Origin of the sequence: Thiocapsa sp. C2-2m (assembly GCF_041903745.1) — a bacterium.
GTDB lineage: Bacteria > Pseudomonadota > Gammaproteobacteria > Chromatiales > Chromatiaceae > Thiocapsa > Thiocapsa roseilacustris.
This window is the reverse complement of sequence record NZ_JBBWVD010000002.1, coordinates 142710-156989: the sequence shown is the minus strand read 5'-3', so window position 1 is coordinate 156989 and position 14280 is coordinate 142710. Positions and strand designations below refer to the sequence as shown.

Genomic DNA, 14280 nt, shown 5'->3' with positions numbered 1-14280 from the left:
CCGTCAGCCGTCAGCTTGAGGATAGTCGCGCGGCGTCCTCCGAGACATCAGGCGCGTCTTCGGCGAAATCCAACGCCTCGATACTCATAAGGTGAACACGCCGGCTGTCCGCACGCATTACGGTGAAGCGGAACCGGCCGAGCTCGACCGACTCGCCTTTCTTGGGCAGATGGCCCAGTGCGTTGACAACCAGACCCCCGATGGTGTCGAACTCCTCGTCCGAGAAGTCGCTGCCGAAATACGCGTTGAAGTCTTCGATGGTCGTGCGCGCCTTGGCACTGAACTCGTTTTTGCCGCGTCGGAAGATCCCGGGGCCTTCGTCGTAGTCGTGCTCGTCGTCGATCTCCCCGACGATTTGCTCAAGCACGTCCTCGATGGTCACGAGTCCGCCGGCGCTGCCGTACTCGTCGATCACGATCGCCATGTGATTGCGGCTGGAACGAAACTCCTTGAGCAGAACATTGAGGCGCTTGCTCTCGGGCACGAAGACCGCGGAACGCAACAGATCGCGGATGTTGAAGGCGCGTCCGACGTGTTCTCGGCAGAAGGACAGCAGGTCCTTGGCGAGGAGGATGCCGACGACCTCTCCTTTGTCGTCGCCCGTAACGGGGAAACGGGAATGCGCCGACTTGACGGCGATCTCAAGGATCTTTTCCAGCGGGTCGTCGCGCTTGAGAGAGACCATCTCGGCGCGTGGAATCATGATGTCGCGCACGCGCAGATCGGAGACCTGCAACACGCCTTCGATCATGCTTAAGGCGTCGGTATCGAGGAGCTCGCGCTCCTTCGCATCTTTGAGCACCTCCAAGAGCTGCTCCCTGTCTTGTGGCTCGCCCCCGAGCATCTGGCCAATCCGTTCGAACCAGTTGCGTGAACGCGAGCCCTCGCTAGATCGATCGCTGGTCGTCGTGGTCATCGTGTGCTGTTTGATCCTCGTAAGGTGAAGGAAATCCCAAGGCGCCGAGGATACCTGATTCCAAGGTTTCCATCTCTTCGGCATCGTTCTCTGTAAGGTGATCGTAATCAAGCAGATGCAGGACGCCATGCACCACCATGTGGGCCCAGTGGGCCGGCGCGGTCTTGCACTGTTCGTGCGCTTCGCGCTGCACCACATCGGCGCAAATCACGAGATCGCCAAGCAGGTCGACGATCGGATCCTGCGGATCCAGGCCGGTCCCCAGCTCGGGCGGCAGGTCGAACGGAAAGGAAAGGACATTGGTCGGCCCTTCACGCCCGCGATAGGTTGCGTTCAGGGCCGCGCCCTCCTCGGCGCCCACCAAACGGATCGTCAGTACCGCACGCTGTCGCCGACCGGCCAAGGCGGCGGACGCCCAGCGCTCGAAATCGGCCGGGGCCGGGAGATCCGTCGCCTCGCAGGCGATTTGGAGATCCAGATCCAGCGTTACGGGCCGATCGCCGATCATGCCTTCGGCGCTCGTCCCCTCAAGGGAACCGGCTGCTCGAAGGCGTCGTAGGCAGTGACGATGCGCTGAACCAGTGCATGGCGCACCACGTCGCGTGCATTGAAAAAGGTAAAGCTGATGCCCTCGACGTCCTTCAGGATCTCGACCGCCTGACGCAGACCCGAGGGCTGCCCGCGCGGCAGATCGACCTGGGTCACGTCGCCCGTGATCACCGCGGTGGAGCCGAAGCCGATGCGCGTCAGAAACATCTTCATCTGCTCGGGCGTCGTGTTTTGGGCCTCGTCGAGGATGATGAAGGAGTCGTTGAGCGTACGCCCGCGCATGTAGGCCAGCGGGGCGACCTCGATGACGTTGCGCTCAAGCAGCTTGGTGACCTTCTCGAAGCCGAGCATCTCGAAGAGTGCATCGTAGAGCGGACGCAGATAGGGATCGATCTTTTGGGCCAGATCGCCGGGCAGGAATCCCAGGCGCTCGCCCGCCTCAACCGCCGGTCGCACCAGCAAGAGCCGGCGCACGCTGTCGGATTCGAGCGCCTCGACGGCGCAGGCCACTGCAAGATAGGTCTTGCCGGTGCCGGCAGGGCCAACACCGAAGTTGATGTCGTGCTTGAGAATCGCGTGGAGATAGCTCTGCTGGTTGGGTCCGCGCGCCCTTATCAGACCGCGCTTGGTCTTGATGACGACATCCGGCAGACGATCCTCGGCCGACTCCAAGAGCGCGTCGGCCCCGGATTCCTGGAGCCAGAGATGAATCGTCTCGGGCGTGAGGATCTCGGCGGCGGTCTCGACATAGAGATCCCGGAGCAGCTGCTCGCCGAGGCGCACCCCTTCGGGATCGCCGATCAGACGGAAGTTGACGCCGCGATTGCTGATCTCGATGCCGAGTCGGCGCTCCAACTGACGCAGGTGCTGATCGAGCTGGCCGCAGAGATTGGCGAGCCGCACGTTGTCGGCAGGCTCGAGCTCCAAGTCCAGTGTGTGCGGTTGGGTGGACACGGCAGTGGTATTAGTCAAGCGTCGATTCCGCTCATCGCCGTCCGAACCGCTGCGGTGGTGACAAGACGACCGCGCAGCGAGTTGGGGAGCGCCTCGGTGATCTCGATATCGACGAAATCGCCGATCAGCGCAGGCGCACCTGTGAAGTTGACCACGCGGTTGTTTTCGGTCCGACCGGCAAGCTGCAACGGATCCTTGCGCGACGGCCGCTCGACCAAGACGCGCTGAAGGGTGCCGACCATCGCCTGGCTGTAATGTCGGGCATTGTCGTTGATGCGCGCCTGAAGCCGTTCCAGGCGAGCCTTTTTATCGGCAAGCGGCACCTCGTCCGGGTAGTCGGCCGCAGGCGTACCGGGGCGTCGGCTGTAGATGAAGCTGAAGCTCTGATCGAAACCGATCTCCTCGACCAGATCCATGGTCGCCGCAAAGTCGCTCTCGGTCTCGCCGGGAAAGCCGACGATGACGTCGGTGGAGATGCCGATCCCCGGTCGGGCCTGCCGGAGCCGGCGGATCTTGGAGCGATACTCCAGCGCCGTGTGCCCGCGCTTCATGGCGGCGAGGATCCGATCCGAGCCTGACTGCACCGGCAGGTGCACAAAGCCGACGAGCTCCGGCACATCCGCATAGACATCGATCAAGCTGTCCGAAAACTCCACCGGGTGGCTGGTGGTGAAGCGGATACGGTCGATCCCATCGATCGCGGCGACATAACGGATCAGCAGTGCAAGATCCGCGACGTCACCCTCGCCCGCCTCGTCGGTCAAAGCGCCGCGATAGGCATTGACGTTTTGCCCTAGCAGGGTAACCTCGCGCACGCCCTGCTCGGCCAGGGCGGCAACCTCCGCGATCACGTCGTCGAAGGGCCGGCTGATCTCCTCGCCGCGCGTGTAGGGCACGACGCAGTAGGTACAGTATTTGGAGCAGCCCTCCATCACGGAGACGAAGGCGGTCGGTCCTTCGGCTCGGGGTGTCGGCAGGCAATCGAATTTCTCGATCTCGGGGAAGGACACATCCACTTGGGGGGCGTGTCGCTCACCGAGATTTTTGAGCATCTCGGGCAACCGGTGCAGCGTCTGGGGTCCGAACACGATATCGACATAGGGCGCACGCGCACGGATGGCCTCGCCCTCCTGGCTCGCCACGCAACCGCCGACACCGATCACCAGGTCGGGGTTCTGGAGCTTCAATGCCCGCCAACGCCCGAGCTGCGAGAAGACCTTCTCCTGCGCCTTCTCGCGGATCGAGCAGGTGTTGAGCAGCAGGACATCGGCGTCTTCCGCGCGCTCCGTCAGCTCGAGACCCGAAGACGCGTGCAGGACGTCCGCCATGCGGGCGGAGTCGTACTCGTTCATCTGGCAGCCGTGGGTCTGTATGAAAAGCTTGCGGGGCATCGAGGGCATGAGAACGAAGAGGGGCGCGATCGCGCATTAGGCTAGTTGATGGGGTGAGGAGAAACAATCGACAACCCCCGGCCGTCGAGCGACCCGACCGTTCAGATCGGGATCCTCGGGCTTCGGTGACCGGGTGTCAAGCACGCCGATCGTTCTGCACGCGCGCGCCCGAGGGACCCGGAGCGCAATCGGAGAATGCATCCGGGTTGACGCCGGTCAACTTCCCCTCAAACTCTCCAACACAGCATCTAGTTGGCGTTATAGTCCACACCACAAGATATAGTGGCAACGGACAAGAGACGCCTCCATGGGACACCAGCACAGCAACCTGTCGACCCTGCCCTTGCGGGTGCGCAAGCGCGACGGTGTCGAGGTGCGTTTCGATGCTGCCAAGATCGAGTCGGCAATCCAACGTGCGGGGCAGGCGAGCGGCGAGTTCGGTGCGCCCGAGGCGAGTCTGCTGACCGCGCAGGTGGTCAAGGTGCTGGCGCATCGCTACGGGGCCGACCGCCTGCCCGACATCGAAGGCATCCAGGATGTCGTCGAGCAGACGCTGATCAGCGCCAACCATTTCGAAACCGCCCGCAGCTACATCGTCTATCGCGAGCAGCACAAGAAGCTGCGCGACGAGCATCGCACACTGGTCGATGTCGGCGGCTCCATCAACGAGTATCTCGACCGCTCGGATTGGCGCGTCGCGGCCAATGCCAATCAGGGCTACTCGCTCGGCGGCCTGATCCTCAACACCTCGGGCAAGATGATCGCCAACTACTGGTTGAGCCACGTGTACCCGCCCGAGATCGGCCAGGCCCATCGCGACGGCGACATCCATATCCATGATCTGGACATGCTCTCCGGCTACTGCGCCGGCTGGTCGCTGCGCACCCTGCTCAACGAGGGGCTGAACGGGGTTCCGGGCAAGGTCGAGGCGGGGCCCCCCAAGCACATGTCCTCGGCGATCGGGCAGATCGTCAACTTTCTCGGCACGCTGCAGAACGAGTGGGCCGGCGCACAGGCGTTTTCCAGCTTCGACACCTACATGGCGCCCTTCGTGCGCGTCGACGGGCTGGATTACCCGCACGTCAAGCAGGCGATCCAGGAGCTGATCTACAACCTGAATGTGCCGTCGCGCTGGGGTTGTCAGTGTGTCGACGAAGAGACCGAGTGCCTGACCGAGAACGGCTGGAAGCGACACGACCAAATTGCCCCGGGCGAGAAGATCGCCACAATCGACTGGCGCACCAATCAGCTTGAATACCTGGAGCCGCTGGCGATTACCGCCTACGACTTCGACGGCGACATGTACGTCCTGCGCAACCGCACGCAGGAGCAATGGGTCACGCCACGGCACAAGATCCTGCGCAAGGTCTTCAACAGCGACGACCGCTGGGTGCTGGAAGACATCGAAACCGTTGCGGAGCTGAAGTCCCCGGTGATCGTTCCCAATGCCTGGGAGACCACGTCGACGCTTGAGGTCGACGACAAGCTCGTGATGCTGATGGCCTGGGTGGTCGCCGAGGGCAATTTCGACTTCAGCGACGGTCGCCGCCGGGTGGCCCTCTATCAGTCGACTGGAAATCCCGAAGACGCCGCCGAGATCGAGTGGCTGTTGCATGAGCTCGATCTGAGCTGGCATCGCTACGAGCACACCGGGACCTACGCCAATGTCCCCGTCTGCCGCTATCGTCTGAACCGGGACGCGAGCGACTTCGTGCTCGGGTATCTCGAGCGCAAGTGTGTTCCCGGATTCATCCGCACCCTGTCGGTCCGGCAGATCCGACTCTTCCTGGACACCTACGTGAAGGGCGACGGCAGCGTCGAGGAGAGCGGACGCGTCCGGATCTACACCAACGACCGGGAGAATCTCGATGCCCTGCAGGAGTTGTGCGCATTGGCCGGCTACGGCAGCACGGTCGATACGCGCAAAGACTCCGGCGTGCATGTCCTCAACATCATCCGCAACCGCGACACCTATATCCAGCTCATCGAGCGCAAGCCTTACAAGGGCCTGGTCTGGTGCCCGACCACCCGGAACGGCACCTTTGTCGCACGCCGTCGCGGCAAGACCTTCGTCACCGGCAACACGCCTTTCACCAATCTGACCTTCGACTGGGTCTGCCCCGAGGATCTGCGCGAGCAGGTGCCGGTGATCGCCGGTGTGGAGCAGGCTTTCACTTACGGCGATCTCCAGGCCGAGATGGACCTGATCAATCGGGCCTATATCGAGGTGATGACCGAGGGCGATGCCAAGGGGCGGATCTTCACCTTCCCGATCCCGACCTACAACATCACCACCGATTTCCCGTGGGACAGCGAGAACGCGGAGCATCTGTTCGAGATGACGGCGAAGTATGGCCTGCCCTACTTCCAGAATTTCCTGAACTCCGAGCTGACACCGAACATGGTGCGGTCCATGTGCTGCCGGCTCCAGTTGGATCTGCGCGAGCTTCTGAAGCGCGGCAATGGGCTCTTCGGCTCGGCCGAGCAGACCGGCTCGCTCGGCGTCGTGACCATCAACTGTGCGCGGCTCGGCTTTACCCACCGGGGCGACGAGGCCGGGCTGCTGGCCCGGCTCGACAGGCTCCTGGACCTCTCGCGCAACAGTCTCGAGATCAAACGCAAGGTCATCCAGCGTCACATGGATGCCGGACTCTTCCCCTACACCAAGCGGTATCTCGGCACATTGCGCAACCATTTCTCGACCATCGGCGTGAACGGGATCAACGAGCTGATCCGCAACTTCACCGACGATGACGAGGACATCACGACGGCATGGGGTCACTCCATGGCCTGCCGGATCCTGGATCATGTTCGCACTCGGATGGTCGAGTTTCAGGAATCGACCGGCAACATGTACAACCTGGAGGCCACACCGGCTGAAGGCACGACCTACCGCTTCGCCCGCGAGGACAAGAAGCGCTTTCCGGACATCCTCCAAGCCGGCACGTCCGAAACGCCCTATTACACCAACAGCTCGCAACTGCCGGTGGGCTATACGGACGACCCTTTCGAGGCGCTCGCCATGCAGGAGGCACTGCAAACCAAATACACGGGCGGGACGGTGCTGCACCTCTACATGAACGAGCAGATCTCGACGACCGACGCCTGCAAACGGCTGGTGCGTCGAGCGCTGGAGAATTTCCGTCAGCCCTACATCACGGTGACGCCGGTGTTCTCGATCTGCCCCAAACACGGCTACATCGCGGGCGAGCACGAATTCTGTCCGGTCTGCGACCGCGAGCTGATCGCACGCAAGACCGCGGCATTCGCAGAGACAGCGGCCTAGGTCGATCCATACACACCGAACGCCCGACCGCTCGCCAGAGCAACGACCAACACACAGTCATCCGAAACGACATCAGGAGCGAGACCATGGCCAATCCAACCATCGAGCTGAAGACCGATGAACGCACCCGTTGCGAGGTCTGGACCCGCGTCATGGGCTACCATCGCCCGGTTTCGGCCTTCAATGCCGGCAAGCGCGCCGAGCACGCCGAGCGCTGCTACTTCACCGAGACGCCCAACGGATCGGCGATCCGCCAAGAGCGCCGTGCCGCCGCCTAGGCATTCAAGCCGAATCGAGCCGTTCGACCCAACACACCCATGTCTCGACTAACCCCCTGCCCAAACGACGTCGATCGTCAGACCACCGCGGACCCGGCGAGCTCGGGGGACGTGGAGTACTTGCGGATCGGCGGCTTCGTTCCGCTGACGACGATCGACTACCCGGGCGAGCTCGCCGCGGTGATCTTCCTGCAAGGCTGCACGTGGCGTTGTCGCTACTGCCAGAACGGCCCCTTGATCGACCCGAACGCTACGCCGGTCATGGCCTGGTCGGAGATCCGCAGATTCCTCGAGCGTCGCCGCGGACTGCTCGATGCGGTTGTCTTCAGCGGCGGGGAGCCGACCCTCCAGTCGGCGCTCGCCTCGGCCATGACCGAGGTTCGGGATCTCGGGTTCAAGGTCGGTCTGCACACTGCGGGGTCCGCGCCGAGACGCTTGGCGCTGCTCTTACCCTTGCTGGATTGGGTGGCTCTGGACATCAAGGCGTTGCCCGAGGACTATCCCGCCATTACAGGCAGCGCGCGATCCGGCGAGGCGGCCTGGGAGAGCTTGTCGCTGATCCAGGCGTCCGGTGTTTCGTTCGAGGTCCGCACCACTGTCATGCCGCACTGGACTGCACGCGATCTCGAGACGCTCGCCGCGGCGCTCGCGCAAAAGGGCGTGCGCCGATATGCCGTTCAGGCCTGCGAGACTCGAAACGCCCTGGATCCTCTCCTCCCCCCGCCCGCAATACCGCTCGCACAGCTCGCCGCCGCAATCGATACCGCATTCTTCGACCGATTCCTCCTACGAGGCCACTAACGCGCCGGAGGGGACCTGCCCGCCCCCGGTGCTCAGGACCGAATCAACTCTCCGTCAACGACCCAGCATTGCACCGAGCGCATCGGCGTCGACCGGGCGGCTGAACAGATAACCCTGCGCGAGGTCGCAGCCCTGCGCGACGAGGAAATCGCGCTGCTCGGGTTGTTCCACACCCTCCGCAAGCACACTCAGGTCAAGCGCTTGGGCCATCGCGATGATGGCACGTGTCAGCTCCGTATCCTCTTGGTTGTCGGGTATGCCCGCGATGAAGCTCCGATCGATCTTGAGGACATGGAACGGAAACCGCCGCAGATAGCTCAAGGCCGAGTAGCCGGTCCCGAAATCGTCGAGCGACAAGCGAATTCCGCGGCGATCCAGGTCGGCCAGTAAGGCACCGATGGTGGGGCGGTCGCGCAGCAACACCCCTTCGGTGATCTCCAGCTCCAGGAGTCCCGCATGCAAACCCGAGCGGCTCAGCGCCAGATCCACTTGCGCCGAAAAGGCGTCCGGCGCTTGGAGCTGCAAGGACGACACGTTCACGGCAACCCGGCACGGCGCGATCGACTGCCATCGCGCCGCGGCCGCGCAGGCACGCTCGAGGACCCACCCGCCGATTTGGGGAATCAATCCCGCGTCTTCGGCCACCGGGACGAGAAGAGCCGGGGCAACGGCGCCGAGCTCATCGCTGTTCCAGCGTAGCAGCGCCTCCGCGGCAACGACGCGCCCGGTACGCAAATCGATCAAGGGCTGGTACACGAGGGCGAGCTCCCCGCGCTCGGCGGCGTGCCGTAGGAGGTTCGCCATCGACAGCCGCTCGCGGATCTGGACGTCAAGCCCCTGGACATAGAAACTGTACCGGGCCCGCCCGCTGTCCTTGGCCTCCTTCATCGCCAAGTCCGCATTCTTGAGCAGATCCTCCGCGTTGTTCCCGTCGGATGGACTGATCGCGATACCCAGGGTCGCCGTGAGGAAGAGCTCTCGACCCTCGATCGAGAAGGGCGCAGCAAAAAGGCCGAGAAGCGCCTGCGCACGCTCGTCTGCACCGACGGGATCGCGAAGGTCCGGATAGATGACGAGGAACTCGTCGGCTGCCAGACGCGCCAGGGTATCACCCGCCGAGACGAGGGCGCCTACCCGTTCGGCCGCCTGCGTCAGAACCTTGTCGCCGGCGGCGTGACCCAAACTGTCGTTGACCCGCTTGAAGTGGTCGAGATCCAGATAGAAGACCAACACCCGATGCCCCTCGCGTGCGGCAATCATCAGGCTCTGCTCGAGCCGATCCATGGCCAAGGCGCGATTCGGAAGACCGGTCAGGGCATCGTAACTGGCCTGGTAGATTAAACGACGCTCGTAGTCCTTCCGCTTCTTGATCTCTTCGCGCAAGCGCTCGTTGTGCTCGCTGAGCTTGCGCCGCTGGACGCGCGCGACGTCCATCCGCGTCTGCAACACCAGGTTCTGCCGCTGCGCCGCGAGGAGCATCCAACCGCCGACCAAGAGTGCGACGGCCAACAGGACGAGAGCGAACAAGAACCAACGTGATGTCAGGAGGCGCTCGTCAAGTGATGCCCGCTCGCGGTCGACCAAGAAGAAGGGTGTTCCGGACACCTCGACCGGTGCTCCGACCGCACCTTCCAGGGCTGCAAGCTCTTGCGCCGAACGCAGCAGTCGGTGACGAGCGAATCCGCTGCCCCCGGGATCGAGCCCGACGAGCGCGGCCAAGGCGGTCCGCTCGTTGACCCAGGCGACCAATGTCCCGCGCCCGCGTTCCGCCATCACGATCGGCGCCTCCACCAGGATGGCATCCGGGTGCCGAGGCGCGTCCACGACCAGCCGAACATGGGTCGGGACACCAGGCTCCAGAGGCGTCCAACGTTCAGCCGCCGGCGGATCGGCAGCCGTATCGACCAGGATTGTCCCGTCGGCATCGAACAGGGCAATTCGATCAAAGAACGGCCCTGAATCAACACGTTTCTCGCCGACACGCTCGATCAGGACTCCTCGGATCGAGACCAGACTGGCTTCTAAGCCGTACTTCATCGACATGCCGAGGTCGCGATTCACAAAGAAGGACACAACCGCCTGATCACGACGCAGGTTCGCCAGATCGCCGAGACGCTCGGCGTAGAAATAGCTCAACGCGTTGGCGTGAAGCTGCGCATCCAGGGCTTGCCGAGCCGCGGTGGAATGACTCAGGCGGTCCTGCGCAACCCAGGTGGTGACGAGCAGGATGGCGAGATAGACGACCACCGCAACGCCGCCAGCCACGGTCGACGCGGGCAACCAGCGTCGGCTACGGCCTTTTTCGCCCTGTTGATCAGAGATCGCGGACGGTCCCAACGAATCGATCCTCCCTGCGATGAAATAAGGCTCGGGACGGCCGTGCAGCGCACCCCCGGAGAGACCCGTCCGCGCTCGCCTCGCCGCAGCCGCATACCGGGAAGTGTAATGCAGGGCCGGTCGACAAGTAGGCCCGAACCCCGACCGATCACGGAAGTGTGAAGTCGGTCCCAGAACCGCAGGGACGACTTTTTGTGTTCGCCCGCTCGACTTGCCGCGTACCCGTGGATCTGCATGAAGGCTTCAACCATGCCATCTCGGCATCACGCCTGGTTGAGAGCGAGCCGGCCTTGATCGATATCCCGGCCTGTGGTGCGCGTACGGCCTTGGTCATCCTTTCGTTCAGGCCTCTTGGGCCCCCCCGATCGGACGCGAGACTCGGGCCACATGCCCGAGCGTTCGCGGTCGGCGACCGGATCACTGCCGAAGTGGCCGGAGTGATGAACAAGACCCCTCAACCCGTTGAGCAGAGGATCGCCATGACCGCCACACGTCACCCGGCCTGCGGGCTCGATTCAGCGGACGCGGTTTCCATCCAACCGGAGTTGACCCCTGTCGACCCCGCAGCTCGGACAAAGGCAGGCGGCGGTCACGTCCTGACCCTCTATGTCGCGAGCCTGACGCCACGTTCGGTCGCGGCGATCCGCTCGGTCAAAGATGTCTGCGAGAGGCATCTGCAAGGCCGCTACGATCTGGAGGTGATCGATATCTACGAGCACCCGACCTTGGCCAGGAGCGAGCAGATTGTGGCCGCCCCGACCCTCATCAAGAAGCTTCCGCTGCCGCTGCGCCGCCTGATCGGCGATATGGCCGACGAGCATCGCGTCCTGGTGGGCCTTGACCTGCGGCCCAAGGACGAGGCTGGCTGAAACCCCGGCCCCCTGGACTGATCGAATGCCGCCCCATCGGAGCGAGGGTTGCGAGCGGACCCCGAACGTCGTCATCGACCGGCTCACGGAGGAGAACCTCGAGCTGCGAGCCCGCCTCGAAGAGGCGGAAGACGCCTTGCGTGCCATTCGCGAGGGCGAAGTCGATGCCGTCATCGTCAGCGGCAGTCAGGGCGACCGCGTGTTCTCGCTCATGGAGACCGAGAACCTCCACCGACTCATGGTCGAGACCATGAACGAGGCGGGCCTGGCGATCTCGCCGGATGGACTCCTGCTCTACGCCAACGACCGGGCGAGCGCCCTGCTGAACCGGGGACGCAGCCAGCTCTTGGGCCACCCGATCCTGGAGCTTGCCGCCCCGCACGACAGCGAGCGCTTGCGAAACCTCTTGGAGGCATCCAGGCAGGGCATCGCCGATGATCGCGTGGTCTTCCTTGCCGCGGACGGTGCGGCCGTACCCATGCATCTCTGGGCGAGCCGGCTTGACCGCCCGGCGGGTGCGATCATCTGCCTGGTCGGCACCGATCTCAGCCGCCTGGAGGCCGATCGGGCGCTCGTCGCCCAGCTCGAGGAGCAGCAGCAGGCCCTCAGCGCGTCGCGCGCCGAGGCACTCGACCTGATGGCACAAGCCTTGACCGCGCGCGAGCAGGCGGCACAGGCCGCCCATGAACTGCGCGAGAGCGACCGTCGCAAGGACGCCTTTCTCGCCGTGCTGGCCCATGAGCTGCGCAACCCGCTTGCACCCATCAGCAACGCCCTCGAGATCCTGCGCTTGAAGGATGTCGCCGCACCGGCGGCCCTCGAAGCTCGGGAGCTGATGGACCGTCAGCTCGCCCACCTGGTGCGGCTGGTCGACGACCTCCTGGAGGTGTCGCGCATCACGCACGGCAAGATCGAGCTGCGCAGGGAGCCGATCGCACTGGCAAGCGTGATCGACAGCGCCGTCGAGACCGTCAGGCCGCTGATCGACGCGGCCGGCCAATGTCTCGTCATCAACCTTCCGGCAGAGGCGCTCTGGCTGGAGGGCGATCCGACCCGCCTGTCGCAGATCTTCGGCAACCTCCTGAACAACGCCGCGAAATACTCGGAAGCCGGGCAGGAGATCCGCGTCGAGGCGAGGGCGGTCGACGGCGGTGTCTTGATCTCGGTACAGGATAACGGGGTCGGCATCCCCGCCGAGCTTCTGCCCCGCGTCTTCGACATGTTCGCCCGGGGCCACCTGACGCCCTCGATTGGCCCGAGCGGCCTGGGGATCGGTCTGTCGCTGGTGCAGAAGCTCGTCGAGCTGCACGGCGGTCACGTCGAGGCATTCAGTGCCGGGCCGGGTCGGGGTAGCGAGTTGATGGTGTTTCTGCCCTTGCGCGCTCGAGAAGGCGCGGCTCCGCCGGCCGAGCATCGCGTCGCCAACACCGCTGCAGCTGCGGCAGAGACCTCCCGCATCCTTGTCGTCGACGACAACCGGGACGCCGCGAAGAGTCTGGCGATGCTGCTTGAGCTCAAAGGCGCTGAGATTCAGGTCAGCTACGACGGACCCTCGGCTTTGGCGGCCTTGGAGCAGCACCCACCGGACGCAGTGATCCTCGACATCGGCATGCCCGGCATGAACGGCCTGGAGTTGGCCCGCCGGATCCGTGCCCGCCCCGAGTATCGCCAAATCGCGTTGATCGCGATGACGGGATTGGGCGAGCAGGCGGATCGGCAACGCTCGCTCGATGCCGGCTTCGATCGGCACTTGGTCAAACCGATCTCCTTCGACGCACTCGATGCGGTTTTGCGTGATCTGCGCAATCACGACCGGCAAGCGCATCCTCCGCACCCGGATCCCGCTACGATCGAGGCGCGGGCCGCGCCCCTCATCCACGACCTGGCCCAGCCGCTGAGCTCCGCCGGGTGCTATGCCTTGGCGGCGCGAGCCCTCGCCGCAGCATCCGGCGCCGATACGGCTCGCCTACGCGACGCGCTGAGCGGCGTCGACCAACAGATCAGGCTTGCAGGGACCATCATGGAGCGCTTGCGCGAGACGCTTCGCAGCACCGCGAACCCGGCGATCGACGACCCGAGCCCGCACGGCGATTCCGAGCTCCATGATGGAGGGGTCAAGGGAGACGCGCCGCACGCTTCGCACCCGCCTGTCTGCTCGCAGACGTGCGTATGCCCGGCTTCAGCGGAATGACATTGCTGGAACGGCTGCGCGATGCGGGGATCGAGATCCCGACGATCGTGATCACCGGCTACGGGGATATCCCGATGGCGGTGCGTGCCATGAAGCTCGGCGCCGTGGACTTCATCACCAAGCCGTTGAACGCTCAGGCGTTCCTGGAGCTGGTACAGAACACCCTGCACAACGCAGGCGCTGCGCTCGGACCGGACGCCGACGTGGATGCGACGCTGCGGCGCTATCGCGCCTTGACACCCCGCGAGCAGCAGGTATTTCACGCACTCACCGCGGGACAAACGAATCGGATGATCGGCGACGCACTCGGCATCAGCGTGCGTACCGCGGAGTTTCACCGCGCGAGCCTCATGAAGAAGATGCAGGCCAAAAACCTTGCCGATCTGACACTCGCACGCGTGACCATTCAGAATCGCCTTCATAAGGAACCGACGCGCGCTCTCTAAGGAGATTTCCGGAAACCTTCATGCCAAGGGCGTAGGTTGTGCCGAGCCGTGCGAGGCACAACCAACCGTCGGCGCAAGTTGTGCTTCCTATCGTCAGCACAACCTACGGGTATGGAAGTTTGCCGAGATCGCCTAACCCCGGGCTCGGGCTCGCTCGGCCCTTATCAATTCTCGCGCGTCGCTCCGTAACGGCGCAGCGCAGATCTCGGCATCCTTGGCGGCACGGCTGCGGTCGTCGGCGCCGATGCTGCGCGCACCCGCG

General features: G+C 64.1%; 11 protein-coding genes. 6 read left to right on the top strand and 5 right to left on the bottom strand.

The genetic code is table 11. The annotated features are described in order from the left end of the window. Window positions 1-10 precede the first annotated feature (10 nt). The 4 genes from AADX97_RS02065 to miaB are packed head-to-tail and all read right to left on the bottom strand — an operon-like array spanning window position 11 to window position 3810. On the bottom strand, window positions 11-916 hold the full coding sequence (locus tag AADX97_RS02065; RefSeq protein WP_374231914.1) for an HlyC/CorC family transporter: 906 nt from the start codon (window positions 914-916) through the stop codon (window positions 11-13). Then, entirely contained in the window at window positions 888-1424 is a 537-nt protein-coding gene (ybeY, locus tag AADX97_RS02060) for an rRNA maturation RNase YbeY (RefSeq protein ID WP_374231912.1), read from the bottom strand. Before ybeY ends, AADX97_RS02065 begins: the two co-directional genes overlap by 29 nt. After that, complete coding sequence (locus tag AADX97_RS02055; protein ID WP_374232038.1) at window positions 1421-2419, bottom strand: PhoH family protein; 999 nt, start codon at window positions 2417-2419, stop codon at window positions 1421-1423. The genes ybeY and AADX97_RS02055 overlap by 4 nt, the downstream gene beginning before the upstream one ends. 14 nt (window positions 2420-2433) lie before the next feature. Continuing rightward, a complete protein-coding gene (miaB, locus tag AADX97_RS02050; protein ID WP_374231911.1) occupies window positions 2434-3810 on the bottom strand; it encodes a tRNA (N6-isopentenyl adenosine(37)-C2)-methylthiotransferase MiaB in 1377 nt (458 codons plus the stop codon). A 307-nt stretch (window positions 3811-4117) separates the two neighbouring features. On the opposite strand from miaB, the gene AADX97_RS02045 reads away from it, so the two are divergent. The 3 genes from AADX97_RS02045 (at window position 4118) to AADX97_RS02035 (ending at window position 8175) form a co-directional block, all read left to right on the top strand. Beyond that, window positions 4118-7096, top strand: a complete 2979-nt coding sequence (locus AADX97_RS02045) for a ribonucleoside triphosphate reductase (protein WP_374231910.1) — start codon at window positions 4118-4120, stop codon at window positions 7094-7096. Between the two features lie 86 nt (window positions 7097-7182). Further along, window positions 7183-7374, top strand: coding sequence for an anaerobic ribonucleoside-triphosphate reductase (gene nrdD / locus AADX97_RS02040; RefSeq protein ID WP_374231909.1), 192 nt, complete (start codon window positions 7183-7185; stop codon window positions 7372-7374). Window positions 7375-7413: 39 nt separating this feature from the next. Next, a complete protein-coding gene (locus tag AADX97_RS02035) occupies window positions 7414-8175 on the top strand; it encodes an anaerobic ribonucleoside-triphosphate reductase activating protein (protein ID WP_374231908.1) in 762 nt (253 codons plus the stop codon). A gap of 54 nt (window positions 8176-8229) precedes the next feature. Here the strand turns inward: AADX97_RS02035 and AADX97_RS02030 are convergent, their stop codons facing one another. Further along, on the bottom strand, window positions 8230-10455 hold the full coding sequence (locus tag AADX97_RS02030) for a putative bifunctional diguanylate cyclase/phosphodiesterase (protein ID WP_374231906.1): 2226 nt from the start codon (window positions 10453-10455) through the stop codon (window positions 8230-8232). A 536-nt stretch (window positions 10456-10991) separates the two neighbouring features. Between AADX97_RS02030 and AADX97_RS02025 the strand changes: the two genes are divergently transcribed. From AADX97_RS02025 to AADX97_RS02015, 3 genes are read left to right on the top strand one after another with little or no spacing between them, the layout of a single operon-like run. After that, window positions 10992-11381 carry a circadian clock KaiB family protein gene (locus tag AADX97_RS02025; RefSeq protein ID WP_374231905.1) on the top strand — a complete coding sequence of 130 codons (390 nt, stop codon included), beginning with the start codon at window positions 10992-10994 and terminating at the stop codon, window positions 11379-11381. Between the two features lie 25 nt (window positions 11382-11406). Further along, window positions 11407-13572, top strand: coding sequence for an ATP-binding protein (locus AADX97_RS02020; RefSeq protein WP_374231904.1), 2166 nt, complete (start codon window positions 11407-11409; stop codon window positions 13570-13572). Then, window positions 13569-14018, top strand: coding sequence for a response regulator transcription factor (locus AADX97_RS02015; protein WP_374231903.1), 450 nt, complete (start codon window positions 13569-13571; stop codon window positions 14016-14018). The genes AADX97_RS02020 and AADX97_RS02015 overlap by 4 nt, the downstream gene beginning before the upstream one ends. The last annotated feature ends 262 nt before the right edge of the window (window positions 14019-14280 follow it).